The sequence below is a fragment of the Streptacidiphilus fuscans genome (assembly GCF_015690355.1).
In the GTDB taxonomy this organism is placed as follows: domain Bacteria; phylum Actinomycetota; class Actinomycetes; order Streptomycetales; family Streptomycetaceae; genus Streptacidiphilus; species Streptacidiphilus fuscans.
The window spans coordinates 93,775-119,287 of sequence record NZ_JADPRT010000006.1 but is presented as its reverse complement, the minus strand read 5'-3'; the positions used below and the strand labels follow the sequence as shown (position 1 = coordinate 119,287).

The window sequence follows — 25,513 nt, the reverse complement described above, 5'->3', positions numbered from 1 at the left end:
ACACACGTCGGCGCGGCCTACCCTGAAAGGGCTTGTACGGAGGGAGGCCGCCGTGTCTGTGTCCGAGACTCGCGCGCATGTCCGGTCCGTTCCGGGGCAGCTGAAGGTGTACCTCGGGGCGGCGCCCGGCGTGGGGAAGACCTTCCGGATGCTCGACGAGGCGCTGCGCCGCCGTGAGCGGGGGACCGACGTGGTCGTCGGGCTGGTCGAGTGCCACGGCCGTCCACGTACCGAGGAGCGGTTGCGCGGGCTCGAGATCCTGCCCCGGGTGTCCCGCGAGTACCGCGGGGCGACGTTCACCGAGATGGACACCGACGCCGTCATCGCCCGCCGCCCGGAGGTGGTGCTGGTCGACGAGCTCGCACACACCAACATCCCCGGCGGCGCGCACGCCAAGCGCTGGCAGGACGTCCAGGACATCCTGGCCGCCGGGATCGACGTGCTCACCACCGTCAACGTCCAGCACCTGGAGTCGCTGAACGACGTCGTCCAGAAGATCACCGGCGTCCCGCAGCGCGAGACCGTCCCGGACGCGGTCGTGCGGCGCGCCGACCAGATCGAGCTGGTCGACATGCCGCCGGAGGGCCTGCGTCGCCGGATGGTGCACGGCAACGTCTACGGCGCGGAGAAGGTCGACGCCGCGCTCTCCAACTACTTCCGCGTCGGCAACCTGACCGCGCTGCGCGAACTCGCGCTGCTCTGGGTCGCCGGGCGCGTCGACGAGGGACTGCAGCGCTACCGGGCCGAGCACGGGATCGGCGGTGTGTGGGAGACGAAGGAAAGGGTGGTGGTCGCCCTGACCGGCGGCCGTGAGGGCGAGACGCTGATCCGCCGCGCCGCCCGGATCGCCGCCCGCTCGGCCGGGGGCGAGCTGCTCGCCGTGCACGTCGCCCGCAGCGACGGGCTCGCGGACGCCTCGCCCGCCGCGCTCGCGGTGCAGCGGCAGTTGGTGGAGAGCCTGGGCGGCACGTACCACTCGGTCGTCGGCGACCACATCCCCGCCGCGCTGCTCGACTTCGCCCGTGCCGAGAACGCCACCCAGCTCGTGCTCGGCACCAGCCGTCGCGGCCGGATCGCCCGCGCGCTGACCGCCGGACAGGGCATCGGCGAGAGCACGATCGAGGACTCCGGCGACATCGACGTCCACATGGTCACCCACGAGGCCGCCGGTCGCGGCCTGCGCCTGCGCGGCAGGGCGGGGCGCGGGACGACGTCGTGGCGGCGGATCGCGTACCCGGTGGTGGCAGTGGCTGTGCCGGTGCTGCTCACGCTGGTGCTCACGGCCGCGCGGGGGTCGCTCAACCTCACCAGCACCTCGATGCTGTTCGTGCTTGCCGTGGTCGGCGTGGCGATGCTCGGCGGCGTGGTCAACGCGCTGCTCACCTCGGTCGCGGCGTCGCTGCTGCTCAACTACTACTTCATCCCGCCGATCCACCGGTTCACCGTCGACACGGCCGACAACGTGCTGGCGCTGGTCGCCTTCGTGGTGGTGGCGCTGGTGGTCGCCGCCGTGGTGGACCGCGCCACCGAACTCGCCCACCGCGCTGCCCGCGCGACCGCCGAGGCGGAGACCCTGTCGGCGCTCAACCACGATCTGCTGAACGGCGACGACACCATCCCACCGCTGCTGGACCGGCTGCGGGAGACCTTCGGCATGGACAGCGTCGCGCTGGTCACGCGCGGCCCGGCCGGGGACACCGTGGTGCTGGCGACGGACAGTCTTGCCGCGGGTGACGCCGCCTTCACCGAGCCTGCGGCCATGCCCGCACGGGAGTTGGGGACGGTCGACGAGGAGGTGGCGGTGGCCGAGGACGTGTCGCTGATCCTGCGCGGCCGGGCGCTGCCCGCCTCCGACCGGCGGGTGCTCACCGCGTTCGCCGCGCATGTCCGCGCGGCGCTGGGCCGGGCCCGGCTCGCCCAGGCCGCCGCCGAGGCGGGCCCGGCGGGGGCCGTCAAGCGCAGCCGCGCGGGCCTGTTGGCCGCCGTCAGCCACGACATGCGCCAGCCGATCGACACCGCGCTCTCCGCCGTCGGCTCGCTGCGCTGCGCCGAGGACGACGCGGCCTGCCAGGACCAGGACGAGCTGCTCGACGTCGCCGAGGAGTCGCTGGACCGCCTGGCGGAGCTCGCCGACGACCTCTACGACCTCAGCCGCACCCACGCGGGCGCGCTGGTGCCGCAGCATCAGGCCACGGACACGGCACGGGTGTTCGCCTCGGTCAAGGAGACGCTGGCCGAGGAGGACGGCGACGGAGCGGACCGGATCGCCGCGCGTGGGCTGGACCAGATCCCGGAGGTGGACGCGGATCCCGCGCTCCTGGAGCGGATCCTGTCCAACCTGGTCACCGACGCGCTTGAGCACTCCGCCGCTCCGGCGGCGGTGCCGGTGGCGGCCGCCGCCGTTTCAGCGGCCGCGGAGCCGCTTGCAGAGCCGCCGACGGTGCTGGTCTCGGCCAGCAGGTTCGCCGACCGGGTGGAGCTGCGGGTGGCCGACCACGGTCCGTCCCTGCGGGAGGCCGAGCGCGACGCGCTCTTCGACCCCGCGCTGCCCGCCTTCGACGGCGTGGTGCTGCCCGCCGCCACTCGCGCCGGGCCCACCCTGCACCTCGCTCTGGCCCGCGGCTTCGCCGAGGCCATGGGCTCCGACCTCACCTGCGAGGACACGCCCGGGGGCGGTCTGACGATGGTCCTCGACCTTCCGGTCTGGCACCCGGCCGCGTGAGCGGCCGGGGACGCTCGTCGGGTCCGGGACCAGGACCGGGTCTGGCCGGGGCCGGCTTGGCTCAGCCGCAGAGGTTGACGTTGCGGACGGCCAGGACCGAGGCCGCCGCCGAGACGAGCCGGGCGCGGGAGAGCTGGCCGTTGTCGACGGCGGAGGTGATGGCGTCCGCGATCGCGTTGGTCTCCGTGCCGGCCTGGGCGGTGTTGCTGAACATCACCATGTCCGCGCCCGCGCGGATCGCCTGGACCGACGCCGACGGGAGGTCGTAACCGGCCGCCGTGATCGCCCCGGCGTCGAGGGAGTCGGTGATGACCAGCCCGTGGTAGCCGAGGTTGCCGCGCAGCTCACCGGTGATCGCCTCGGAGGAGAGCGACGCCGGGCCGGTGGTCAGTCCGGGAACCGTGTTGTTGGCCACCATGATGGCCGGCGCCCCGGCCGCGATCTGCGCCTGGAACGGCGGGATGCCGACCTGCTGCTCGGTCGACCACGGCACGGTGTCGGCCGCGGCGTAGTCCGAGTCGGCGTTCGAGCCGCCCAGGCCGGGGAAGTGCTTGACCACCGGAACCACTCCGGCGTCGCGCAGGCCCTCCATCGCGGCCACGCTGTACCGCGAGACCACGTTGCTGTCACCGCTGAACGCGCGGACGCCGTCCGGGTTGGTGGGGCCGGGGATGACCTGGCGGCCGTCGACGTCCGCGACGGGGGCGAGGTCCATGTTCACGCCCGCGGCGGCCATCTGCTTGCCCATGGCGGCCATGGCGGAGCGCACCTGGGCGGGGCTCCAGTTCTGGGCCATCCAGGACTGCCAGGGAAGGTTGCCGACAAGGTTGGACATCCGCTGGATCTGGCCGCCCTCCTCGTCGGTCATCGCGAGCAGGCCGACGTGGCCGGGCGTGTTCGCGCGCAGGGCCGCCAGGTCCGAGCCCAGGGAGCTCGGGGCGCTGGTGCCGAAGAGCAGCACACCGCCCGCGCCCTGGCTCACCTCGGCGGTGGCCGCGCTGACGTTGTTCTCGTCGACCGGGACGGCGATGGTGGTCATCGCCAGGCGATGTGTGGACCAGTTGGCGAGCTGCGACTGCGTGGTGCACGTCGGCGCGACGGCGGCGGCGGTCTGCGTCGCCGTGTGCGTCGGGGCGCTGGTGCGGGGGGCCGGCTTCACCGGGGCCGCGGAGCTGCTGCGGGGGGTCGGCGTCGTGGTGGCCGGCGCGCTGGTGCGCGGGCTCGCCCCGTCGGCGGAGGCGGTGCGGACGGCTGTGGTCGAGCTCGCACAGCTGGTGATCAGCGCGGCTCCGGCCGCGGCAACGGCAGTGACCAGCAGCACACTCTTCCGCCGCCGACGAGGCCGGTCTCCACGGGTGGTGCTGGGAGTGGCATCGGTCTCGGAGGGGAACGGCATGGAGGGACCCATCGTCGGAACGTCGGTGGCGCAGGCGATCCCCGGGGGCAGGGACGGTCGCGGGCCGCAGCGCGGCTCGGGCTCCGACGACGGAGCACACCGCGGGGCATCACCACCCGGTCTGACCCCGTCTGGCACACGTCTGACACACAGGGTCCTGCCACCGTACTGCCGCGCCTGCGGAACCGACCGGACCCGCAGATCACGTCGGCGTGTGGCCCGGAGCGGGTGACGGGGCGTCAGTCCGCAGGTCAGGGCGGACGGTGAGGTCCTCGGGCGAGGGCAGGTCGCGGAGATCCGGACAAATGCACGTGAAAGGAGTCACAGTCGACGGAGGCGAATTCCGCGTCGGCGTGATCGAGGGTGTCCGCGGGGGTGCGGAGGGTGATGGGGCGTGGTGCCCGGCGTCACCGTGGTGCCCCGCGTCAGGCGGGCGGGCGGAGCCAGATCACCTCGAAGGAGGACGCGTAGCGGACGCCGAGGCGCGTGCCCGCCATCCTCGCGAAGCCTTCGAGCAGCTCCTCCGGCTGCGCCATCGCGCTGTCGCCCAGGCCCTCCAGATAGGCCCGGTGCTCCTTGAGCGAGGCCACGCCCAGGGCGAACGTGCCGGTCACGTCCACGGCGTGACCCGCGTCCGGTGAGCCCGCCGCCAGCACCATCCGGACGCCGTCCCAGGGTTCGAGGCCCTCGTCGTCCAGCAGGTCGCGGAAGACCCATCGGTTGCCCGCGTCGCGGGCGGCGTCCAGCGTTGCCCGACCGGCGGCGATGTGGTCGGCCTGGTTGGGGAAGGTCCCGCCGTAGGTGTCACGGAAGTTGGCAGTGACTACCACGTCGGGTCGGTGCCGCCGCACGGCGCGGGCGATCGAGCGGCGCAGCGACAGGCCGTACTGCAGCACCCCGTCCGGGTGCCGCAGGAACTCGACGGTGTCCACGCCGACGACGGCTGCCGACGCAATCTCCTCCGCCTCGCGCAGCGGCCCGGCCTCGGCCGGGTCCAGGCCGTCGATCCCGGCCTCGCCGCTGGTGACCATCGCGTAGACGACCCGCTTGCCCTGCCTCGTCCAGCGCGCGACGGCGGCGGCCGCGCCGTACTCCATGTCGTCGGGGTGCGCGACCACGGCGAGGGCGGTCTGCCAGTCCTCGTCGACCGGCTCGAAGGGCGGCGGAACTTCGGGAGTGGGCTCGGTCATCGCACGCCGCCTTCCACCAGTCTCGGCCGGTCGGGGGGGAGGTCCCGTTCGTCACACTAGTGCGGTGGCGAGCGGCCTGCTTGGTTCGGCGGCGGGCGTCAGGGGCAGGGCGTTCCGCGGGTCCAGGCGTAGGGCGCGCTGATCCGGTAGACGCCGGGGGAGTCGGTGCGGAGGTCGGTCCACGCGCCGTCGTGGACCAGGCAGGCGGAGGTGCCTGCGGGGCCGGACGCCGCCAGCCAGGGCGACCAGGGCAGCCGCAGTGGGACGGTGCCCGCGCGGGGCACCGAGAGCACCACGTCGGCGGGGTCGGTCGACAGCACCCGCGCCGGGGCCGCGACCAGCGGCTCCGCGTCCGTGACCCGGAACAGCTGCCAGTGGGCGTCATGCCAGACCGGCCGCAGCCAGGCCGGGTGGGAGGCGACGATCGCCGCCTCGCCGCGCGCCGCTACGTCCTTGGGTCCCGCCTCCATCGCGACGTAGGCGACGGCCCACTGCTGCAGCCAGGCGTGGTAGCTGTCCGGGGTGAGGGTGGCGCCGGAGGTGCCGTAGAAGAGGGGGTTGCGCGTCACGTCGAGCTGGCGGTTCCAGCCGCGGGCCAGGTCGGCCGAGTTCACCAGGCCCCACGACTCCCAGTGGTTGAGCATCGGCACCGCCTCCAGCCGCGCCTGGTCGGCGTGGAGGCGGTGCAGCTCGGCCACCAGCGGCGCGGCCTCGGCGGTCGGCGTCGGCGCGGGCAGGCCGACCAGGTCGGCCGCCACCAGCCAGTACGCGGACAGGCCGAAGGCGACGAGCAGTCCCGCCAGCCGCGGTCCGCTCGGACGCGCGACGCTGGGACGCGGTTCGGCCGTGAGCATGGCCAGGAAGACGACGCTGACCAGCACCATCGCCAGCCGACCGACATTGCCGCCGATCGGCGACGGCACGGCCCAGGTCAGCAGCACGCCCACCGCGTAGACGAGCGAGGCGATCCGCACCGTGCGCCAGCCGCGCGGGCAGAGCAGCGCCGCCGCGAGGGCGAAGGCCGTGGACCAGACGACCGTCGACAGCGTGATGGGGTCCACGCCGTTGGTCGGGAAGAGCCAGGCCGCCCCCGCGACCAGCACGGCGGGCGGGATCGCCAGCGCCCATCCGGTCCGCTGTCGCCGCGTCAGGATCAGTGCCGCCGCGACGACTTCGAGGAAGAGACCGGCCAGCGGACTGGCGGCCGTGGCGAGCAGCGACAGCGCCGCACACCCGGCGATCCGGCCCGGGCCGGGACGATGCGGTTCCTCCCCTCCGGTCGCGAGGACGACCGCGCCGAGCCCGAACGCCAGCCCCAGCGCGTAGGGGATCCGTCCCGCCGCCACGTTGCACCAGAGCGCGAACGCGCCCCAGAGGGAGGTCAGTACGGTGAAGCGTCCGCCCGCCCGCCGCAGCAGCACGCCCAGCAGCGCGGCCGAGGAGAGGAGGGCGAGCAACCCCGTGCCGACGACGCCGACGGCCGCCATCAGGTACGGGGCGAGCAGGCTGTACGAGCCCGGCGAGATGCCGCCGTACCAGGCCAGGTCGTCGGCGGAGCCCGGGTGATGGGCCGCGAAGTCCGCCCACGCGTACTGCGCGGAGAGGTCGCCGGCGACGCCGGAGAGGTCCCGGGCCCAGTAGATCCCGAGCGCGGTCGCGAGCAGCACGGCGGCGAGGACACCGCCGCTCCGGTCGGCGACGATCCGCCCTCTGGCGGTCCGGGCCAGGCGGCCGACTCCTGACTCCGCGCCCGACGTCACCTTGTGCCGCTCCCGTTCGTTTGCCGTGCGTCGGCTCTGAGCCGCGCCCGTTGCACCCGTTGCGTCGACCCTATCCGGCCTGGCAGCAGGTATCGCGTCGGCGGGGCGCGCGTCCGGGAGCGTGCGCCGGGAAAACGAGGGAGAAACGGAAATACATCTACATCTACGAGTAGATTGGCGCATCGTTCTCAACCGGTCATCACCGAAAGGGCGTCAGATGTCAGAACCGGTAACGAACGCCAGTCGCGTCCGCCCGCTGTCCCAAGCCCCGCTGTCCCAAGCCCCGTTCTCCCCACCCCCTATGCCGGTGACGACGCCTGCGACCCTGCCTCCGGTCGGGATGCCGCCTGGTGCGCTGCACGCCGTCGACCCGTATCCCGCCGACGCCCTCCACGCCTGCCAGGTGCTGTCCCGCCTGCTCAGCTCGCTCCCGCGCCCGGAGAGCGTGCAGATCTTCACCGCGTCCCACTGGTCCGCGCCCTGGCTCCAGGTCCACCTCTACCCCGACCCGGACGACGTGCAGATGCTCCAGTACCAGCGCGCCTTCGGCGGCGAGGTGACGTGCAGGCGACGGGAGTTGGGCGAGGAGCCGGTGATCTACAGCGAGCTGGCGACGGTGGTGGACCGGGTGCGCGTCCAGGTCTGGAACGTCAACGCCGCGCCACCACGGCCACCGGACGAGTCGGACGACGCGGACAACGCGGACAACGTCGACGACACGGGCGACGCGGACGACCCTGGCGATACGAGCGATCCGGGCGACCCGGTATGAACGGCCTTCTGCTGTGGGTGCTCGCGGGGCTCACCGGCGTCTCCGCTCTCGGCACGCTGGCCTGGGCCGTCACCGCGTGGCACGTCACCCGCCTCCAGGCGCGCCGCTTCGCCTACCGGGTCGACCTGCTCCAGCCCGGGTCGAGCAGCGCCGAGCGCGACTGGTTCGAGGACTGCCTGGCCCGGCTGCACGCCTCCGTCGACGCGTCGCCGGCTGCTGACGGAGCGTCAACCGTCGGGCGCCCCGCGGAGCGCGCCGGGCAGTCGCAGCGGCTCGCCGCAGAAGCAGAGCGGCCGGTCGTCGGTGGTGGGCTCCGCGCCCAGGTCGCGGAGCACGGCGCGGATCTCGGCGAGCGCGGACCGGGCGGAGGTCCCGCTCCTGACCTGGATGGAGACTTCGATCGGGTCCCAGGCGACAGCTTGGGGTGCGACGTCTGCCATGCGAATGTGGATACACATGGGCATGCCCCTCATGAGGGAGGCGGTCGAGCGGGACGCGGTGGCGTCTGTTGCCGCGCTCAGGGGGAATGACCCTACTCCCGCAGGCGCGAGCTGTACGGGGGGTGTGGGGCACGAGATGCAGCTTTCGGACGCGCATGCGCGCAGCGCGCGCCCCACCCGTAGCACCGTCCTCCAGCGCACCATTCCTCCGGAGCACCATTCCTCCTTAGCACCGTCCTCCAGTGCCTGACACGGCGCTAGTCGGCCGTCGCCCGGGCGTGCGGCAGCTTGGTCAGGGCGCGGGCCATCTCGATCAGCGCGCGCTGCTGGCCCGCGTCGAGCTCGTGGAAGAGCTCCAGCAGCCGGGCCTCGCGCTCCGCGTCCAGGTCGGACGGGGTGCGGCGGCCCGCCGCGGCGAAGACCCGGGCGACGGTGACGGTCGTCGGCAGCGCGTCGGCCAGCGCGCGCAGGTCGTCGGAGGCGATCCGGCCGCCCGCACCGCGTCGTCCCGTCACCCACGCGTTGAGCGTGGCGTAGGGAATGCCGGCCGACTCCGCGAGCTGTTTCTGCGTCAACTCCGGATGCTCGGCCAGGACGCTGCGCAGCAGGGCCGCCAGATCCTCGCCGGTCTGGTCGTCCCTGGGCCTGATGGATTCCACGGCCCCCATTATCGAGGGAGTGGCGCGCCAAATCCTATGGTCGGTACACGCCCCGCCCGCGCCGTCGGGGGTGCACGCCGTGACGCGCGCCCCGTGCAACCGTTCTGAGCTGCGGCTTTGCGGGGCGGCGCGGGTGACACGACGGCCGGTTCAGCCCCGACTGGCGCGTTGCGCGGGTTGCGCCACCCCCCAACTGCTAGTGTGCGAAAGACGACTGATCTGACGTCGGCCGTCCCTGTGCCATGACTCGCGCGGCGCGTCACCGACCTCGGTCAGCACCTCCCGACCGAGAGGGGCCGTCGACGTGACGTCCGCGCACGAAACCGCCACCGCCGCTACCACCGCCACCCCCGTCGTCGCCGTGCTGGGCACGGGCATCATGGGCGCGGGCATGGCCCGTAGCCTGCGGCGTGAGGGCCTGGCGGTCCGCGCCTGGAACCGCAGCCGTGAGAAGGCCGAACCACTGGCCGCCTCCGGCGCGGTGGTGTGCGCGAGCGCGGACGAGGCGGTGCGCGGCGCGGACGTCGTGCTGACCGTCCTGAACGACGGCGCGGCCGTCAGGGCGACGATGGAGGCCGCGCGTCCGGGGCTGCGCGAGGGGCAGATCTGGTTGCAGGCCTCGACGGTGGGCCTCCCGGCGACCGAGGAGTTGGCGGCGCTGGCGGACTCGCTCGGCCTGGTCTACGTCGACAGCCCGGTCGCGGGCACCCGCCAGCCCGCCGAGCAGGGCCAGTTGACCGTTTTCGCGGCAGGCCCGGAGTCCGCCCGCGCCGCCGTCGCGCCGGTCCTGGACGCGATCGGCCGCCGCACGGTCTGGGTCGGCACCGAGCCGGGCCGCGCCACCGCGCTCAAACTGGTCGTCAACACCTGGGTCATCGACATGGTCAGCTCCGTCGCGGAGTCGTTGAACCTGGCCGAGGCGCTCGGCGTCGACCCGGCCCTGTTCCTGGACGCCGTCGCGGGCGGCCCGCTGGACACCCCGTACCTCCACGCCAAGTCCGCCGCCGTCCTGTCCGGCGACCTCACCGCCAACTTCGCGGTCACCTCCGCCCTCAAGGACACCAGCCTCATCCTCGCCGCCGCGGCCGAGACCGGCGCCCGCCTCGACCTCGTCGAGGCCTCCGCCGCCCGCCTCACCCGCGCGGCCGCCTCCGGCCACGGCGACGAGGACGTGATCGCCACCTACTTCGCCGGCCGCCCGGACCCGAAGGGTGAGTAGGTCCTCACGCTTGGCGGCTCAGGGCTGCCAGATGTCGGTGACCGGTTGGCGCTGGGCGCTCTCGCCGACCGGGGAGAGGCCGTAGAGGGACTCCAAGGTGCGCAGGGTGCGGTAGTGGTCGACGAGTTCGGCGTAGTGGCCGGGACGGACGTTCGCCCCGGCCACGAGGGTCGGGATGTGGTTGGATGCGCTGTTGTCGTCCTCGTCCCAGGTGACGACGAGCAGGCTGTCGTGCGTCTTCGCCCAGGTCGCGTACGCGGAGAGGTTGTCCTTCAGCCACGTGTCGCCCTGCTGGACCGTGCCGTCGTGCATGTCGTTCTGGACGTTCGGGACCACGATCGAGAGCGTCGGCAGTGCGGCGAAGCCCGCCGCGCTCGTCGGGAACGCGGCGAAGGGGCGGTTGTCCGAGGCCGGGATGTTCGGGAAGTTGACCCACGGGTTGTGCCTGCGCGCGTAGTCGCCGCTGTTGCACCCGGTGTAGCCGGTGTTCGGCAGGGACTCCGAGTACCCGGCGAAGGTCCGCCCCGAGGCGAGCAGCTCGGAGCCGAGGTTCGGGCCGGTGAAGGTGTGCGGGCAGGAGTCGTCGGTCAGGCCCTGCGTCGAACCGGAGAAGATCGCCGCGTAGTTGGGCTCGCTCGGGTGCGCGACCGCGTACGAGGAGGTGAACAGTGCGCCCTGGGACGCGAGCGCGTTGATGTACGGCGCGTCCGAGCTGCCGATGATGTCGCTGTAGGAGTGGTTCTCCTCCATCACCAGCACCACGTGCTGTGGCGCGGGCAGGCTGCCTGCCGCGGCCGAGGCGGTGGCGTCGGTCTGCGCGGCGAGCGAGCTCTGCACGGCCGACGGCTCGGAAGGGCCGCCCGAGGAGCAGCCGGTGAGCGCGAGCAGGGTGACCACGGCGGCGGACGCGGCGGTCGCGGCGCTGCGCAGGGTCCGGGCGGCTGGTTTCCGGGCGGCAGGGTGACGGCGGGTCGGACGCATGACACCAGTCTTGCGGATCACCCCGCGGCCTGCCCGACGCGGGGTGCGCGTCGGGCGTCCGTGTCCCCGGCGGTGTGTGCGCGTCCCTGGCGCTGCGCACGGGCTTGCGGTGTCCGGGCCTGCGGTGTCCGGACTTGCGGCGTCAGGCCGGCCCTTGATCGAATACGCCGGTGCCGACCTCTCTGGAAACCCGCCGGATGCTGCTCCGCCCGTTCACCGAGGCGGACCTGGACGTCCTCGCCGCGCTCCACGGCGACCCGCAGGTGATGCGCTACATCGACACCGGCCTGCCCGTGCCGCGTGAGGTGGTGGAGCGGGAGACGCTGCCGCGGATCATCCGCGAGTACCGCGAGCTGCCGCCCGGCCTGGGCCGGTTCGCGGCCGAGGAACGGGAGTCCGGCGTGTTCCTGGGGTGGTTCGCGCTGCGTCCGGCCGACAGCGTCGGACTGTCCGGCGGGATCGAACTCGGCTACCGGATCCGGCCTGACGCCTGGGGCCAGGGCTTCGCCACCGAGGGCGCGCGAGGGCTGATCCGGCACGCGTTCCTCGGGCTCGGGCTGACGGAGGTCGTCGCGACCACGATGGCGGTCAACACGGCGTCGCGGCGGGTGCTGGAGAAGGCCGGGATGTCCTACGTCCGCAGCTTCGTCGAGGATTTCCCGGTCCCGATCGAGGGCGCCGAGCACGGTGACCTGGAGTACGTCGTCCGGCGCAGCGGCTGGGACCGCCGGACGGGCTGAGGCCGGGGGATGCCTTCAGTTGTCTTCAGGTCCTGAAGTCAAGGACTGTGCGCTTTCCTTCTCGCGCACAAGTCTTGACGCCACCGTGAGGTGAACGGGAGCATGCCAAGTGCTGCCCCGCCGGGGCAGCGCGGCGCACCCCTCAGTGGCGGTCCCCGGCGGCCTCCGCTGCGCACGCGATCACGGCCGCAGGACCCCACTCCGAGGAGCCGTAGATGGTCAGTGCACCCCCGTCCGCACCACTCACCCCCGACCCCCACGGTCACCCCCACCACCACCCCCACGCCGGTCCGATCCCGCCGCGCCGGAGGCCGCGTTCATGGGCGCGGTCGTTCGCCCGGCGCTGCGGAGCGGTCGCGGCCGCAGGCGTTGCGGCGTTCGCGCTGCTGGTCGCCTCTCCCGGCGGCGCGAACGCCGACACCGTGCCGGGGCCGCCGTCCGGGTGGAACACGGTCTTCAGCGACGACTTCTCCGGCGCGGCCGGCTCCGGGCCCAACTCGGCCAACTGGATGTACGACACCGGCCCCGGTTCCAACTTCGGCACCGGCGAGATCGAGACCATGACCAACTCGTCCAGCAACGTCCACCTGGACGGCAACGGCCACCTGGACATCACCGCGCTGAACGACGGCAACGGCAACTGGACCTCCGGCCGGATCCAGACCACCAGCGCCAACGTGGGCGCGCCCGCGGGTGGCAAGCTGGAGGTCACCGCCGAGATCCAGCAGCCCAACCCCGGGAACGGGCTGGGCTACTGGCCCGCCTTCTGGATGCTGGGCCCGGGCCAGTGGCCCGAGAACGGCGAGATCGACATCATGGAGGACGTCAACGCCCTCTCCGAGGTCGCCGGGACGATCCACTGCGGCACCTACCCCGGCGGTCCGTGCAACGAGGGCAACGGCATCGGCAGCGGGCTGCAGGCCTGTTCCGGCTGCCTGACGGGCTATCACACCTACTCGATGATCCTCGACCGCACCAACGCCTCGAACGAGACGATCACCTTCTACCTCGACGGCAACCAGTACTTCTCGGTGAGTGAGAGTCAGGTGGGCACGGCGACCTGGCAGCAGGCCTTCGACCACAACCTCTCGATCATCTTCGACCTGGCCATGGGCGGCGGCTTCCCCAACGGCGTCTGCGGCTGCACCTCGCCGTCCTCCGCGACCTCGTCCGGCGGGACCATGAGCGTCGGCTACGTCGCCGCGTACACCACGACCGGCAGCGGTGGTGGTGGCGGCGGGGGCGGCGGCACGACCGGGCAGGTCACCGGCTACAACGGGCTCTGCCTGGACGACCGCTCGGCCAGCACCGCCAACTTCAACCCGATCCAGGTCTACACCTGCAACGGCACGCCCGCGCAGCAGTGGAGCTTCGTCCAGGCGGGCACGACGCTGCACGTGCTCGGCAAGTGCCTGGACATCAACGGCGGCGGCACGGCGGACGGCACGGCCGTCGACCTGTACGACTGCAACAACACCGCCGCGCAGGTCTGGATCCCGGAGTCCAACGGCGAGCTCTACAACCCGCAGTCCAACAAGTGCCTCGACGACACCGGATACGGCGGTTCGGGCACCCAGGTGCAGATCTGGGACTGCGCCGACACGGCCAACCAGGTGTGGAACATCCCCTGACCCACTCCTGTGACTGACGACGCCGCCGCCGGGCCTTCCCGCCCGGCGGCGGCGGCGTCGTGCGTTGCGCGTTGCGCGTCGGAGGGCGGTGCGGGGGCAACTCAGGCCTTGTCAGGCCAGGTTGGCCGAAATGGGCACGTGCACGAAGGTGCCCTGAACAGGCGTACGATGCCGCGCATGTCCGACCCCGTATCCCTGACCGGAGCAGAGCACTCCGCCCCGGCCGAGATGTGCACGACCTGTGCGTCCAGCGTCACCCATGCACACAGTTCCAGCACTTCAGCTGCTCCCCTCGCAGCCTTCATCCCCGCCCAGCGCAGCCGGGCCCCGCGCATCGACGTCTCGGTCTTCCAAGCCGACCGGGCGTCCTACAGCCTTCGCCGCTTCGACGCCGTCGACGTCCTCACCCGGGGCCGGATCGGCGAGGCGCTCGGCATCACCCGCCAGTCCGCGTGGGAGCGCTTCTCGGGCGAGGAGTGAGCACGACGGACGGTGCCTCGCCTGCCGGTCAGGCGAACAGGCCCGAGGCCAGCGTGTCGTGCGCGTCGCGGACGCCTGGCAGGGCGAAGAAGTAGCCACCGCCGGTGGGGGAGATGTAGTCGACCAGGGGTTCGCCCGCCAAGCGGGCCTGGACGGCGGCGAACTGACGGGAGACGTCCTGCTGGTAGCAGCAGAAGACCAGGCCGACGTCCAGGTTGCCGTCGAGGTCGAGGCCGCGTTCGTAGTTGTAGCCGCGGCGCAGGATCTGCTGGTCGGAGGTGGCGGCCGTGCGCGGGTTGGCCGTCCGGATGTGGGCGTTGAGCGGGACGTAGAGACCCTGCGGGTCGGCGTGGTAGTTCGGGACGTCGGTCTCGGTCGTGCCGTCCATGGGCGCCCCGGAGTCGCGGCGGCGGCCGATCATGCGCTCCTGCTCGTCGAGCGAGACCCGGTCCCAGAACTCGATCAGCATCCGTATGATCCGGACCACCTGGTACGAGCCGCCCTCGGTCCAGGACGGCTCGCCGCCCTGCCCGGAGTGCGTCCAGACCAGCGCGTCCGTCACCTTGGCGTCGGCGGTGTCGGGATTGGCGATGCCGTCCTTGAAGCCCAGGTGGTTGCGCTGGGTGCCGGTCGGGCGCGGCGCGGAGTGGGTGCCGTCGATCTTCCAGCGCGGCTGTATCGCGCCGCGGGTGTGCTTGGTGATGTCGCGCAGCGCGTGCGCCACGGTGTCCCGCGAGTCCGCGCAGAGCTGGAGCGAGAGGTCGCCATGCAGCTCGGTCGAGGTGGCCATGTCGTCGTCGGGGAAGACGGGCATCTGCGTCAGCTTGGCGGGCTTGCGCGCGGCGAGACCGTACCGCTGGTCGAAGAGCGACGCGCCGACGCCGACCGTCGCCGTCAGGCCGTCCGAGGGCAGGACCGGTCCGAGCGTGCCGCTGTCGGTGGGCGCGGAGGCGAGGTCCGTGGGCGGCACCGGGCCGCCCGTGGTGAGCTGCCGGATCCGGTCGGTCAGCGTGGCGAAGAGCTCCCGCAGCGCATCCCGGTCCGGCGCGATGACGTCGAAGCTGACGAAGGTCGCGGCGGCCTGCTGTTCCGTCAGGATGCCCGCCTGGTGCGGGCCTTCGAACGGGAAGAGACGACCCGACGGACCGACGCCCGTGGCTCCGGAGGCGGTGGGCGCGGTCGCGGCCTCCGCGGCGAACGCGCCGAGCGCCGCCGCGCCGACCATCCCGGCGGTCGCGCCGCGCAGGAAGCCCCGGCGGCCGATCGGGTCGGGCTCGTGTACGGCGTGATCGGGGGCTGCGGGCTGGGGGGCGTTCACGCGTCCGTCCTCGGGGCGAGCAGGTTGGGGATCTCGGAGAGCTGTTCCAGCAGCGCGCCGAGCGCGCCGTCGAGTCGTTCACGCCGGTCGCGGTCGAGCGACGCGGCAGGGGTCCAGTCGGCTCCGGCTCCGCTGTTGCTGCCGGCGCTGGTTCCGCTGGCGCTGCCGGTGCGGCAGGCGGCCAACTGGACGCGGAGTTGGGCGAGTTGCTGGTCGACGCCGTCCAGCAGACCGGGTGCGCGCTCGCGCAGCAGCGGGGCCAGCAGCGAGAGGACCTCCTGGGTGCCCTGGACGTTGGCGTCCAGGGTGGCCAGCGTGGTGCCGCTGCCGTAGTCGGCGTGACCGCTGAGCTGGAACTGCAGGCCGTTCTCCAGGATCTCGTGCGCGCGCAGCGGCAGGTCCCCCGGGTCGGTGTCCTCGCTCGGGAAGTCGGCGATCAGCCCCTGCACGTCGCTCACCAGATGCTGCGTCAACGGACGCAGGGCGGAGGCGGGCGCCCCGTGCCACAGCCCCTGCTCCAACGCGAAGAACCCGGTCCAGCCGGAGGTGGCGGTGCCCTGGGGCAGGCCGTCCGCCCGGCCGTCGATCGAGGCGTCGAAGTCGCCGAACGAGTTGTACGCCGCGCCGAGGCGCTCGTAGTCCAGGTGCGCGGGCAGCCAGTCCGCACGGGCCGAGGCCAGGTCACCGCGTGCCACGTCCGCGTCGAGGGTTTGTGCGGCGGCCAGCAGTCCGGGCAGCGCGGCCTGGACCCAGGCACGGTAGGAGGCGACCGCGCCCGCCAACGCCAGGTCGGGCATCGGCGCGTACCCGGTGAGCGTCCCGCTCGCCGAGCCGGTGACCGCGAGCGTCGGCGACGAGACGACCGGCCCGTCGGAGAAGACGCAGCGCAGCGCATAGCGACCGGCCGCCAACGAGCCCGTCAGCGGCAGCGTGTGACGCGGGCCCAGCCAGCGGATCTCCGCGTAGGCGCGGTCGCCTCCCGGGTCGGTGAGGTAGACCGTGACGAAGGTCGACGCGCTGTCCGTCACCGCGAAGGCGACCGGCCCGGCCGCGAGCGAGGTCGGCGGCGCGCCGCAGCCGTGCTTGTCCACGCTGACGGCGAGCGGCGTCGGCGTCGGTGCGGACCCGGGCGCGGCCGTCGTGGACGGGCCGCCGTCGCGGGTCAGCGCGACGCCCAGGGCGCCGCCCGCCGCCGCCAGGACCAGGGCCCCGGCGAGCAGCGGGCGCGCGAGTCGGGTGACTCGGGTCAAGACTCAGCCCCAGATGTCGGTGATGGCCGGCGCGGTGGCGGCGTTGCCGGTCGGGGCCACGCCGTAGAGCTGCTCCAGCGTGGAGAGCACGTTGTAGTGGTTGATCGTCTCGCTGTAGTTGCCCGGCACGACGTTCGCGCCGTAGAAGATGGTCGGGATCTGGTTGTTCTCGGTGTAGTCGTCCTCGTCCCAGGTGACCACCAGCAGGCTGTTGTTGGCCTTGGCCCAGGTCGCGTAGGCGTCGATGTTGTTCTGCAGCCAGCTGTCACCCTGGGCGACGGTGCCGTCGTGCATGTCGTCGTCGAGGTTCGGGATGACGAACGAGAGCGAGGGCAGGCTGGAGTAGTCGGAGCTCGACGGGAAGCTCGAGTACGGCACGGAGTCGGTGGTCGGGACGTTGCTGAAGTTGACCCACGGCGCGTGCTTGCGCGCGTACGAACCCGAGGTGCAGGTGGTGGAGCCGGTCTTCGGCAGGCCCTCGGAGTAGCCCTTGAAGGTGTAGCCGGCGGCCAGCACCTCGGAGCCGAGGTTGGCGACCGTGCCCTCCTTGACCGGGCAGGCGTCGGAGGAGAGGCCGAAGTCGCTGCCCGCGAAGAGGGCCATGTAGTTGGGCTCGCTCGGGTGGGTGACCGCGAACGACTGGGTCATCAGCGCGCCGCCGGACGCGAGCGAGTTGATGTAGGGGGCGTCACTGCTGCCGATGATGTCCGAGTAGGAGTGGTTCTCCTCCATCACCACGACGATGTGCGAGTACGTCGGCAGGGTGCCGCTGGCGGCGGCGTGCGCGGCCGCGGGGTGGGCGAGCGGCGTCGGCTGGGCCGAGGCCGCCTGCGGGACGAGCACCAGCGCGGCGGCACCGGCGGCAGCCGCGGTGGCGGCGAAGGTTGCGGTGAGGCGAGACGTGCGACGCATGGGTTCACTCCTGCTGGAGAGCGGATGGTGCGTGGCCTGACTGTCTGTCACCCGTATGGTGCGCGCGCTGGATGCCGTGAATCTGACGAGTTCGCGTCAGAATGGTGAACCCTTGCGCTCGCTTCCCGCAAGGGCAAGGTGTGCTGATTCGGTGGGGGTGCGGGGGTGCGGGGGAGTGGCGGGGCGCCTGGTCGGGTGGGCGCGCGTGGGCGTGCCTGACCCGGAGGCGGCGCGGCGCGGCGTGGACCAGCGCCGTGAGTCAGCTTCGCGACTCGGCGCGGGCTCGGCCCCGGCTCGGCCCCGGCTCAGCCCAGGGCGGCGATGCGCGGCAGGAGGGTCTGCCCGACCTGCTCGGTGAATGCGACCGGGTCGCGGTCCGGCATCAGCTGGAGCTCGCTGACGCCGAGCCTGGCGTAGGCCTCCGCCTGGGCGAGGAAGGCGTCGGGGTCGTCCAGCGGCGAGCCGCCCGCCACCACGGTCTTCTCGATCCGGTCGTAGTCACGGCCCTCGGTCCGGCAGTGCTCGCGCAGCACGTCGAGCTTGTGCGCGACCTCCGCCTCCCCGGTGCCGAAGAGGTTGCAGGCGTCGGCGTACTTGGCGACCAGGCGGAGGGTCTTCCGCTCGCCGCTGCCGCCGATCATGATCGGCGGGTGCGGGCGGGTCAACGGCGCGGGCACGCAGAGGGTTTCGGTCAGCTGGTAGTACGTGCCCTGGTAGGGGCCGTTGTTGTCGCTCCACATCTGGAGGCAGATCTGCAGCGTCTCCTCCAGCCGTTCGAACCGCTCGGCGACCGGCACCACGGGCACACCCAGTCCGCGCTGCTCGCGCTCGTACCAGGACGCGCCGATGCCCAGCCGGCCGCGTCCGCCGGAGAGGACGTCGAGCGTCGTCACGATCTTGGCCAGAAGGCCTGGATGGCGGTACATCACCCCGGTGACCAGCAGCCCGAGTTCCATCCGCTCGGTGAGCGCGGCCACATAGCCGAGGGTGGTGTAGCCCTCGAGCATCGGCTCCTCGGCGGAGCCCTGCTGCTCCATCTGGAAGTAGTGGTCCATCACCGTGAACGAGGCGAGGCCCGCCTGCTCGGCGATCCGCGCGGTCTGCGCCAGCGTCGGCGCGATCCGGGCCGGGTCGGTGGGGCGGGAGTAGTTCCAGTAGTGCAGGCCGAGCTTCATGGTCCGAGCGTAGGTCGGCGGCGGCCCGCTGTGCCGCGTGACAGGCCGACCGGGGGACTGAATCCCTCGGACGCGTGACCAGCGGCATCGGCGCGGCGTTGAGTCGGCCAAGGAACACCGCCGTGAGGAGCCGAGGTCATCCATGCAACGGAAACGCCTGACCACCCTGTGCGCAGCAGCGGTGCTGCCGCTGCTGGCCGTCATGGCGTCGAGCCGGGTCACGCCGAGCAACGCGGAAGCGAGCCATGTGGAGGCGAGCCGAGTGGTGGCGAGTCGGACGGTGGCGGGCCAGGCGGCGGAGAGCCGAGCGGTGGCTGCCGCACGGCCGCTCCGGGACGACGACTGGACCCTCACCTTCGAGGACGACTTCGCGGGAAGCAGTCTCAACACCGCCCTCTGGCAGCCCGGTTGGTTCGGCACGGGCATCACCGGCCCGGTCAACACCCAGGAGGCCCAGGGCTACGACTCGCGCAACGTCACCGTCTCGGACGGCCACCTCGCGCTCGCCCTCACGGCCACGCACGGCGCACTCGTCTCCACCAACCCGCACGACGGCCGCGCCTCCGGCGGATTCGAGTTCACCGGGCCCGCCCTGATGGAGGCGCTCATCTACACGCCCGGGAGCACCACCGTCTCCGACTGGCCCGCCTTCTGGTCCGACGGCCAGAGCTTTCCCGGGGACGGCGAGATCGACGTCATGGAGGGTCTGGCCGGGCAGTTGTGCTTCCACGTGCACCAGATCACCGGGGGCCCCGGGCAGTGCACGAACCTCGGCCCCGGCTGGCACAACTACGCGGCCTACTGGAACCCCTCGGTGCGGACCGTCACGTTCTACTACGACGGGGTGCTGGTGGGGCGCGAGGCGTTCGACAACGGCGACGCGCCCCAGTACCTGATCATCGACAACACCAGTACGGCCAAGCCCGTTCCGGACACGATGCTCGTGGACTGGGTCCGGGTGTGGCAGCAGCCCCACTACGGGCATCCGCACCCGCTGGCGGCCGGACCGGGGCGGGGGTAGGGCTGGGGTTAGGGCCAGGGCAGGGCTCGGGGGCTGGACCTGGGCAGGACCTGTGCAGGGCCAGGGAACTGGCGACGGATCAGGCGGGCCGGGCGATCCTTTGGACCAGGTCCCGCCAGCCGCCCTCCAGCTCGGCGAGCGTGCGGCCGCGGTTGGCCAGCAGGTGTTCCGTGGCCATCGGGTCGAGGAAGCTCAAAAGCGTGTTGCTCAGCAGTTCCAGGTCGCCGGTGACGCCCGCCGCCCGGAGCAGCAGCGTGATGTGGCGTTCGCGGACCACGCGGGCGGGGGAGGTGTAGCGGCGGTCCGCGTTCCGGTCGGCCTCGACGTAGAGGTTCATGTTGCAGCGCAGGTGACGCAGCGCCGTCACGCCGAAGGCTTCGAGGCGCTCGACCGGAGGAGCGCCGGGGCCGACCGGCGGCGGGCCGAAGAGGAAGGACTCCTGGAACTCCTTCTCGGTCTTGTCGATCACGGCGAAGAGCAGCCCGGCCCGGTCGCCGAAGCGGCGGAAGACCGTGCCCTTGCCCACGTTGGCGGCGGAGGCGACGCCTTCCATGGTCAGGTGCTCGGCCCCGCGGTCCCGGATCAGCGAGGACGCGGCGTCGAGGAGCTTGGCGCGGTTGCGCGCGGCGTCTGCGCGCTCGGCGCGCTCGACGGGTTCACCGTCGAGCAGGACCGGCAGCACAGGGAGCGACCTGGCCTCGGCCGCGGGATACGCGGGGGCGGGACGCTCGGAGGGCGACGTCATGCGGTCAGCGTACCGCGCATCGGGGCTAACTGGACCGTGGTCCGCTTCATGTGTTTCACTGGGAACCGGACCACGGTCCGCTAGAACTCTCCGTGCCCTGCCCGGTGCGCGGCCTGTCTGTTGGGAGCATCCATGTCCGTCCGTATCGTCGCCCTGGTGGGCAGCCTCCGTGCCGGCTCCACCAACCGCCAGCTCGCCGAGGCGGCCGCGAAGCTCGCGCCGGCCGGCAGCGAGGTCGCCATCCTCGACGGTCTGGGCGAGCTCCCGTTCTACAACGAGGACATCGACGTCGAGGGCACCGTCCCGGCCATCGCCACCGAGCTGCGCCAGGCCGTCGCCCAGGCCGACGCCGTCCTGCTCTTCTCGCCCGAGTACAACGGCACCATGCCGGCCGTGCTGAAGAACGCCATCGACTGGCTGTCCCGCCCGTACGGCGCGGGCGCGATCTCCGGCAAGCCGGTCGCCGTCCTGGGCACCGCCTTCGGCCAGTACGGCGGCGTGTGGGCGCAGGACGCGGCCCGCAAGGCGGCCGGTGTCGCGGGCGGGAACGTCCTCGAGGACGTCAAGCTCTCCATCCCGGGCTCGGTCACCCGCTTCGCCGAGACCCACCCGGTGGACGACGCCGAGGTTGCCGCGCAGCTGACCGCGCTGCTGGGCCAGGTCCACGCGGCCGTCTCCGCCTGATCTCCCTTCGGTTCGCCCTTCCGACGGCCCCGGATCGCCGCGCCTGCGCGCGGCGGCCGGGGCCGTCCGGCGTTATGCCGACGGTCGGTGCTCGTAGGCCGTGCCTGCGCTGCGGGTCAGCCGAAGAGTGTGGGCAGCGGCTCCTGCGGCCTGGCCAGGCGCTGCGTGGGCGCGGTCGTGGCGGCGTCCGGCGCGGCGCGCGCGAGTTCCCACCCGGCGAGCAGCCGCAGGCTGAGCAGCAGAGACGTGTCCGAGGCTGTTGCACCCCGCGCCGCAGCCCGCAGGTACGCGTCCGTGCCGACGACCGCGTGGAGCGTTCCGGCCACGGTCACACCCGGGGAGAGGTGCGGGATCTCCGCCTCCGGGGCCGGTGGTTCGGCTATGTCGAGCCCGTAGGCAGCACGGTGATCCACCGTCAGGGCCGTGAGCCGCTGCACCGTCTCGGGCCAGGCGGACGCGGCGTGGAGCCGGGTGCGCGTGGCCTCCAGTTCGGCCGTGACCTGGTCGGCCGGGACGGCGACCGCCGCCGCCCGCTCGGCACGCTTGCGCGTCGTGCTCACCCGGTCCGGGATGCCGAAGGCCGAGCCGAGCGCGATCTCCGCCCGCCGCACAGCGGGCAACGGTCCCTCGCCGAGCCAGAGATGGGCCAACGCACCCTGCCCCGTCAGCCGACGGGCACCGCGTGCCTGCGCCGTGATGCCCACCTTGACGCAGCCCGCCCCGAACCACGCCAGGTAGAGCCGGTACACGCGCGGATCGTCGAACGCCGTGTCCGCGGCCACGGAGTGGCGCCGGTCGACCGCCGTGCAGTCCGCGCACAGCTCCCCGTGCGCCGTGCCGGGCAGCTCGGCGCGGTGCGGGCAGGCGATCCGCCGACCCTTGTGCAGCAGCCCGACGCAGCGCCGCGAGCCGCCCACGGTGAACGCCAGCGGCCCGCCGAGGGCGAGCGGACTCTGCCGCTCCCCGGATATGGGCGACCACCAGCCCAACACCGGCCCGTCGGCGTCCCAACCGGCGCCCGTGCAGCGCCATCCGCCACTGCCGTCGACCGCTGCGGAAGCTCTCATGGTCCGACCGTAGCGAGGGGGTATGACAACGACGGCCCACGCTGACGCTTTGATGACAGATGCTCCCGTGGCAGGCGCTGCGGAGGCGGACGCTCCGGCGGGGAAAGGCGGTGCCCGAACCGGCCCGTCGACTCGCGTACCGTGGCCCGCATGGATCTGCGCATCTTCACCGAGCCCCAGCAAGGGGCCAGTTACGACACGCTGCTGCGGGTGGCCAAGGCCACCGAGGACCTGGGCTACGACGCGTTCTTCCGCTCCGACCACTACCTGAAGATGGGCGACGTCGACGGCCTGCCCGGACCGACGGACGCCTGGACGACGCTGGCGGGACTGGCCCGCGAGACCTCGCGGATCCGGCTCGGCACGCTGATGACGGCGGCGACCTTCCGGCTGCCCGGCGTGCTGGCGATCCAGGTCGCCCAGGTCGACCAGATGAGCGGTGGCCGCGTCGAGTTGGGCCTGGGCGCGGGCTGGTACGAGGACGAGCACACCGCGTACGGCATCCCCTTCCCCGCGGCCAAGTTCGGCAGGCTGGAGGAGCAGCTCGCGATCGTCACCGGGCTGTGGCGGACGGCGCTCGGCGAGACCTTCGACTTCGAGGGCCGCTACTACCAGCTCAAGGACTGCCCCGCGCTGCCCAAGCCGACCCAGGAGCGGATCCCGGTGCTGGTGGGCGGCATGGGACCGCGTCGGACGCCGGAGTTGGCGGCGCGGTTCGCCGACGAGTTCAACCTGCCCTTCGTCTCGGTGGACGACTCGGCCAAGCAGATCCAGCGCGTCCGCGAGGCCGTGCAGGAGCAGGGCCGGGCGGCCGACTCGATGGTCTACAGCAACGCGCTGGTCGCCTGCGTCGGCCGGGACGAGGCCGAGGTGGCCCGTCGCGCGGCCGCGATCGGCCGCGAGCCCGCCGAGCTGCGGGAGAACGGCCTGGCGGGCACCCCGGCGGAGGTGGTCGAGAAGATCGGCCGCTACGCGGAGACCGGCAGCAGCCGCTTCTACCTGCAGATCCTCGATCTGGACGACCTCGACCACCTGGCCCTGATCGCCGACCAGGTGATGCCGCAGCTCGGCTGACGTCAGAGCGCACGTCGGCGCGCACGTCGGCGCGGAAGCCGGCGTGCAAGCAGCAGCAGCTTGGAAGTGACGTCGGGCGAGACGATCAGACATGCAGAGGAGACTGCAGGCCATTCATCGTCTCGCCCACGCTCCCTAACGTAGATCCCGTCGCAGAAAGCCGATGCGGCTCGGATTTCGAATGGGGAGAGCGTCATGCGTGCAGTGCTTCAGCAGTCCTTCGGCGGTCCCGAGGTCCTGCAGGTGGTCGAGACGGAGCGGCCGAAGCCGCTGTCCGGCGAGGTCCTGGTCCGGGTCCGGGCCAGCGCGCTGAACCCGGTGGACGTCGCGGTCCGCTCCGGCGCCTTCCCGCTGCTCGGCGAGCCGCCGTTCGGGGTCGGCTGGGACATCTCCGGCGAGGTCGTCGAGGCCGGACCGGGTGCCCGCTACCAGGTCGGCGAGGAGGTGTACGGGATGCCGTTCTTCCCGCGTGCCGCGACCGGCTACGCCGAGTACGTCGCCGCTCCCTCACGGCAGTTGGCGCGCAAGCCGGCGAGCCTCGACCATGTCCACGCCGCCGCGCTGCCGCTTGCCGCGCTCACCGCGTGGCAGGGCCTGGTCGACCTGGCCAAGGTGGGCGAGTCGGGCGAGGGGCAGCGGGTGCTGGTGCACCGGGCGGCCGGGGGAGTCGGCCACCTCGCGGTGCAGATCGCCAAGGCCCGCGGCGCGCACGTGATCGCGAACGCCAGTGAGTCGCGGAGCGCGTTCCTGCGCGGGCTCGGCGCGGACGAGCTGATCGACTACCGCAGCGCCGACTTCACCGAGGTGCTGCGCGACCACCCGGTCGACGTCGTCTTCGACTCGACCGCGCAGGGCGACCGTTCGCTCCAGGTGCTGCGGCCGGGCGGCGTCCTCGTCAGCATCCTTGAGCACGGCGACCGTGAACTGATCGAGCGTGTCCAGGCCGCGGGCCGGGTCTTCGCCGGGGTGTCGGTCGAGCCCGACTACGCCTCGCTGGAGGCGATCGCCGCACTGGTCGACGCCGGTCGGATCCGCCCGTTCGTGGAGCAGACCTTCGACCTGGCCGATGTCGCCAAGGCACATCACCTGTTGGAGAGCGGTCACGTCCAGGGCAAGATCGTGCTGACGGTGTGAGCGTCCGGCCGGACGACCGTCCGAGCATGAGACGGCGTCAGACCGCGTGAGACGGCGTCACCGAGAGGAGGAGGGACGAGTCATGGACATCCTGAGCGACGCGTTGTCCCTGATGCGGACGGCTCGGCCCGCCTCCGTCCGTACCGACGGGTGTGCGCCGTGGGCGCTGCGGCTGCCGCCGGTGGCCGGGGCGGGGTTCCACGTGGTGCTGCACGGCACGTGCTGGCTGCTCCCGGCCGAAGACGCCGGGCAGAGCCATCCGCCGCTCGCGCTCGCGCCCGGTGACGTCGTCTTCCTCCGCAGCGGGTCGGCGCACGTCCTTGCGGACCATCCGGACAGCGAGCCGGTGACCCCGCGCCCGGGGGACTTCGAGGCGGCGGCCGAAGGGTCCGAGCGCTACCCGATCGGGCGGATGCGGCTCGGTGGGGCCGGTGGGCCCGGTGGGCCGGGTGGGGCAGCCGGGCCGGGCGGGCCGGGCGTGGAGACCAGCCTGCTGTGCGGCAACTACCACCTGGACCAGGCGCGTCCGCACCCGCTGCTGGCCCAGTTCCCCGAGCTGATCCATCTGCCCGCCCGTCCGGGGCGGCATCCCGAGCTGAGCAGCGCGGTCCAGCTGCTCTGCGCCGAGTTGGAGCGTCCGCGCCTCGGGACCGACGGGATCGTCGCCGCGCTGATCGACGCGCTGCTGCTCTACATCCTGCGCGCCTGGCTGGACGAGCAGCCCGCGCAGGCGCGTAGCGGTTGGCTTGCCGCGCTGAGCGATCCGGCGGTCGCTCCGGCGCTCGCCGCGATGCACGGGGATCCGGCCGAGGCGTGGACCGTGCAGTCGCTCGCCGACCAGGCCGGGCTCTCCCGTGCCGCGTTCGCACGGCGGTTCACCACTATGGTCGGCGAGCCGCCGCTGGCGTACCTGACCCGGTGGCGGATGACACGCGCGGCGGCGCAGTTGCGCGAGGACGCGGAGCTGCCGCTGAGCGCGGTCGCCACCCGCGCGGGATACGGCAGCGAGTTTGCCTTCGGCAAGGCGTTCAAGCGCGAGTACGGCGTCGCACCCGGCGCATTCCGGCGCGAGCTCCAGGGCATGGCACGGCCCGCGGCCGTCGAACGGGTCGGAGCCGCGGGTCGAAGGTAGGCAGTCGGGCA

23 protein-coding genes are annotated in these 25,513 nt (G+C 72.7%); 11 read left to right on the top strand and 12 right to left on the bottom strand.

From position 1 onward, the window contains the following. The first annotated feature begins 52 nt into the window (after window positions 1–52). Window positions 53–2,722 carry a DUF4118 domain-containing protein gene (locus tag I2501_RS16370; protein ID WP_328806399.1) on the top strand — a complete coding sequence of 890 codons (2,670 nt, stop codon included), beginning with the start codon at window positions 53–55 and terminating at the stop codon, window positions 2,720–2,722. A 61-nt stretch (window positions 2,723–2,783) separates the two neighbouring features. Here the strand turns inward: I2501_RS16370 and I2501_RS16365 are convergent, their stop codons facing one another. The 3 genes from I2501_RS16365 to I2501_RS16355 all read right to left on the bottom strand — a co-directional run bounded on the left by I2501_RS16365 (window position 2,784) and on the right by I2501_RS16355 (window position 7,068). After that, a complete protein-coding gene (locus tag I2501_RS16365) occupies window positions 2,784–4,118 on the bottom strand; it encodes a glycoside hydrolase family 3 protein (RefSeq protein WP_196194782.1) in 1,335 nt (444 codons plus the stop codon). A 425-nt stretch (window positions 4,119–4,543) separates the two neighbouring features. Further along, window positions 4,544–5,308, bottom strand: coding sequence for a PIG-L deacetylase family protein (locus tag I2501_RS16360; RefSeq protein WP_196194781.1), 765 nt, complete (start codon window positions 5,306–5,308; stop codon window positions 4,544–4,546). A gap of 98 nt (window positions 5,309–5,406) precedes the next feature. Further along, a complete protein-coding gene (locus I2501_RS16355) occupies window positions 5,407–7,068 on the bottom strand; it encodes an MFS transporter (RefSeq protein WP_196194780.1) in 1,662 nt (553 codons plus the stop codon). Window positions 7,069–7,375: 307 nt separating this feature from the next. Between I2501_RS16355 and I2501_RS16350 the strand changes: the two genes are divergently transcribed. Continuing rightward, window positions 7,376–7,840, top strand: coding sequence for a hypothetical protein (locus I2501_RS16350; protein ID WP_196194779.1), 465 nt, complete (start codon window positions 7,376–7,378; stop codon window positions 7,838–7,840). A 227-nt stretch (window positions 7,841–8,067) separates the two neighbouring features. On the opposite strand, the gene I2501_RS16345 is transcribed toward I2501_RS16350, so the two are convergent. Then, the gene (locus tag I2501_RS16345) at window positions 8,068–8,280 is read right to left on the bottom strand and encodes a hypothetical protein (protein WP_196194778.1); all 213 of its coding nucleotides are present in this window, start codon (window positions 8,278–8,280) and stop codon (window positions 8,068–8,070) included. Between the two features lie 257 nt (window positions 8,281–8,537). Then, window positions 8,538–8,939 carry a helix-turn-helix domain-containing protein gene (locus I2501_RS16340; RefSeq protein WP_196194777.1) on the bottom strand — a complete coding sequence of 134 codons (402 nt, stop codon included), beginning with the start codon at window positions 8,937–8,939 and terminating at the stop codon, window positions 8,538–8,540. Between the two features lie 304 nt (window positions 8,940–9,243). Here I2501_RS16340 and I2501_RS16335 point away from each other — a divergent pair, with 304 nt between their 5' ends. Further along, entirely contained in the window at window positions 9,244–10,158 is a 915-nt protein-coding gene (locus I2501_RS16335) for an NAD(P)-dependent oxidoreductase (protein ID WP_328806398.1), read from the top strand. Window positions 10,159–10,176: 18 nt separating this feature from the next. Here the strand turns inward: I2501_RS16335 and I2501_RS16330 are convergent, their stop codons facing one another. Continuing rightward, window positions 10,177–11,139, bottom strand: coding sequence for an alkaline phosphatase family protein (locus I2501_RS16330; protein WP_196194776.1), 963 nt, complete (start codon window positions 11,137–11,139; stop codon window positions 10,177–10,179). Window positions 11,140–11,309: 170 nt separating this feature from the next. On the opposite strand from I2501_RS16330, the gene I2501_RS16325 reads away from it, so the two are divergent. The 3 genes from I2501_RS16325 (at window position 11,310) to I2501_RS16315 (ending at window position 13,990) form a co-directional block, all read left to right on the top strand. Further along, window positions 11,310–11,879, top strand: a complete 570-nt coding sequence (locus I2501_RS16325) for a GNAT family N-acetyltransferase (RefSeq protein ID WP_196194775.1) — start codon at window positions 11,310–11,312, stop codon at window positions 11,877–11,879. Window positions 11,880–12,094: 215 nt separating this feature from the next. Beyond that, entirely contained in the window at window positions 12,095–13,510 is a 1,416-nt protein-coding gene (locus I2501_RS16320; protein ID WP_196194774.1) for a ricin-type beta-trefoil lectin domain protein, read from the top strand. Window positions 13,511–13,687: 177 nt separating this feature from the next. Continuing rightward, entirely contained in the window at window positions 13,688–13,990 is a 303-nt protein-coding gene (locus tag I2501_RS16315) for a hypothetical protein (protein ID WP_196195067.1), read from the top strand. Between the two features lie 28 nt (window positions 13,991–14,018). Here the strand turns inward: I2501_RS16315 and I2501_RS16310 are convergent, their stop codons facing one another. The 4 genes from I2501_RS16310 to I2501_RS16295 all read right to left on the bottom strand — a co-directional run bounded on the left by I2501_RS16310 (window position 14,019) and on the right by I2501_RS16295 (window position 18,645). After that, the gene (locus I2501_RS16310; RefSeq protein ID WP_196195027.1) at window positions 14,019–15,215 is read right to left on the bottom strand and encodes a Dyp-type peroxidase; all 1,197 of its coding nucleotides are present in this window, start codon (window positions 15,213–15,215) and stop codon (window positions 14,019–14,021) included. 89 nt (window positions 15,216–15,304) lie between these two features. Continuing rightward, the gene (locus I2501_RS16305) at window positions 15,305–16,558 is read right to left on the bottom strand and encodes an EfeM/EfeO family lipoprotein (RefSeq protein ID WP_196194773.1); all 1,254 of its coding nucleotides are present in this window, start codon (window positions 16,556–16,558) and stop codon (window positions 15,305–15,307) included. 3 nt (window positions 16,559–16,561) lie between these two features. Continuing rightward, window positions 16,562–17,470: an alkaline phosphatase family protein gene (locus tag I2501_RS16300; RefSeq protein ID WP_196194772.1), complete on the bottom strand. Its 909-nt coding sequence runs from the start codon at window positions 17,468–17,470 to the stop codon at window positions 16,562–16,564. 305 nt (window positions 17,471–17,775) lie between these two features. Continuing rightward, complete coding sequence (locus tag I2501_RS16295) at window positions 17,776–18,645, bottom strand: LLM class F420-dependent oxidoreductase (protein WP_196194771.1); 870 nt, start codon at window positions 18,643–18,645, stop codon at window positions 17,776–17,778. Between the two features lie 142 nt (window positions 18,646–18,787). On the opposite strand from I2501_RS16295, the gene I2501_RS16290 reads away from it, so the two are divergent. After that, window positions 18,788–19,666 carry a glycoside hydrolase family 16 protein gene (locus I2501_RS16290; protein ID WP_196194770.1) on the top strand — a complete coding sequence of 293 codons (879 nt, stop codon included), beginning with the start codon at window positions 18,788–18,790 and terminating at the stop codon, window positions 19,664–19,666. 79 nt (window positions 19,667–19,745) lie between these two features. Here I2501_RS16290 and I2501_RS16285 read toward each other — a convergent pair whose 3' ends face one another. Then, the gene (locus I2501_RS16285) at window positions 19,746–20,411 is read right to left on the bottom strand and encodes a TetR/AcrR family transcriptional regulator (RefSeq protein ID WP_196194769.1); all 666 of its coding nucleotides are present in this window, start codon (window positions 20,409–20,411) and stop codon (window positions 19,746–19,748) included. A gap of 132 nt (window positions 20,412–20,543) precedes the next feature. Here I2501_RS16285 and I2501_RS16280 point away from each other — a divergent pair, with 132 nt between their 5' ends. Continuing rightward, complete coding sequence (locus tag I2501_RS16280; protein WP_196194768.1) at window positions 20,544–21,095, top strand: NADPH-dependent FMN reductase; 552 nt, start codon at window positions 20,544–20,546, stop codon at window positions 21,093–21,095. Window positions 21,096–21,211: 116 nt separating this feature from the next. On the opposite strand, the gene I2501_RS16275 is transcribed toward I2501_RS16280, so the two are convergent. Further along, window positions 21,212–22,162: a DUF2797 domain-containing protein gene (locus I2501_RS16275; protein ID WP_196194767.1), complete on the bottom strand. Its 951-nt coding sequence runs from the start codon at window positions 22,160–22,162 to the stop codon at window positions 21,212–21,214. A gap of 150 nt (window positions 22,163–22,312) precedes the next feature. On the opposite strand from I2501_RS16275, the gene I2501_RS16270 reads away from it, so the two are divergent. From I2501_RS16270 to I2501_RS16260, 3 genes are all read left to right on the top strand, one after another. After that, complete coding sequence (locus I2501_RS16270) at window positions 22,313–23,236, top strand: LLM class F420-dependent oxidoreductase (RefSeq protein WP_196194766.1); 924 nt, start codon at window positions 22,313–22,315, stop codon at window positions 23,234–23,236. Window positions 23,237–23,431: 195 nt separating this feature from the next. Further along, window positions 23,432–24,370 carry an NADP-dependent oxidoreductase gene (locus tag I2501_RS16265; RefSeq protein ID WP_196194765.1) on the top strand — a complete coding sequence of 313 codons (939 nt, stop codon included), beginning with the start codon at window positions 23,432–23,434 and terminating at the stop codon, window positions 24,368–24,370. 82 nt (window positions 24,371–24,452) lie between these two features. Further along, window positions 24,453–25,502: an AraC family transcriptional regulator gene (locus I2501_RS16260; protein WP_196194764.1), complete on the top strand. Its 1,050-nt coding sequence runs from the start codon at window positions 24,453–24,455 to the stop codon at window positions 25,500–25,502. Window positions 25,503–25,513: the final 11 nt, after the last annotated feature.

Excerpts from the sequence above, each read along its gene's own strand:
- I2501_RS16365 (WP_196194782.1), bottom strand. The coding sequence starts at position 4,118 with ATGCCGTTCCCCTCCGAGACCGATGCCACTCCCAGCACCACCCGTGGA.
- I2501_RS16360 (WP_196194781.1), bottom strand. The coding sequence starts at position 5,308 with ATGACCGAGCCCACTCCCGAAGTTCCGCCGCCCTTCGAGCCGGTCGAC.
- I2501_RS16345 (WP_196194778.1), bottom strand. The coding sequence starts at position 8,280 with ATGGCAGACGTCGCACCCCAAGCTGTCGCCTGGGACCCGATCGAAGTC.
- I2501_RS16330 (WP_196194776.1), bottom strand. The coding sequence starts at position 11,139 with ATGCGTCCGACCCGCCGTCACCCTGCCGCCCGGAAACCAGCCGCCCGG.
- I2501_RS16320 (WP_196194774.1), top strand. The coding sequence starts at position 12,095 with ATGGTCAGTGCACCCCCGTCCGCACCACTCACCCCCGACCCCCACGGT.
- I2501_RS16315 (WP_196195067.1), top strand. The coding sequence starts at position 13,688 with ATGTCCGACCCCGTATCCCTGACCGGAGCAGAGCACTCCGCCCCGGCC.
- I2501_RS16310 (WP_196195027.1), bottom strand. The coding sequence starts at position 15,215 with ATGGTCGGCGCGGCGGCGCTCGGCGCGTTCGCCGCGGAGGCCGCGACC.
- I2501_RS16300 (WP_196194772.1), bottom strand. The coding sequence starts at position 17,470 with ATGCGTCGCACGTCTCGCCTCACCGCAACCTTCGCCGCCACCGCGGCT.
- I2501_RS16295 (WP_196194771.1), bottom strand. The coding sequence starts at position 18,645 with ATGAAGCTCGGCCTGCACTACTGGAACTACTCCCGCCCCACCGACCCG.
- I2501_RS16290 (WP_196194770.1), top strand. The coding sequence starts at position 18,788 with ATGCAACGGAAACGCCTGACCACCCTGTGCGCAGCAGCGGTGCTGCCG.
- I2501_RS16285 (WP_196194769.1), bottom strand. The coding sequence starts at position 20,411 with ATGACGTCGCCCTCCGAGCGTCCCGCCCCCGCGTATCCCGCGGCCGAG.
- I2501_RS16280 (WP_196194768.1), top strand. The coding sequence starts at position 20,544 with ATGTCCGTCCGTATCGTCGCCCTGGTGGGCAGCCTCCGTGCCGGCTCC.
- I2501_RS16275 (WP_196194767.1), bottom strand. The coding sequence starts at position 22,162 with ATGAGAGCTTCCGCAGCGGTCGACGGCAGTGGCGGATGGCGCTGCACG.
- I2501_RS16270 (WP_196194766.1), top strand. The coding sequence starts at position 22,313 with ATGGATCTGCGCATCTTCACCGAGCCCCAGCAAGGGGCCAGTTACGAC.
- I2501_RS16265 (WP_196194765.1), top strand. The coding sequence starts at position 23,432 with ATGCGTGCAGTGCTTCAGCAGTCCTTCGGCGGTCCCGAGGTCCTGCAG.
- I2501_RS16260 (WP_196194764.1), top strand. The coding sequence starts at position 24,453 with ATGGACATCCTGAGCGACGCGTTGTCCCTGATGCGGACGGCTCGGCCC.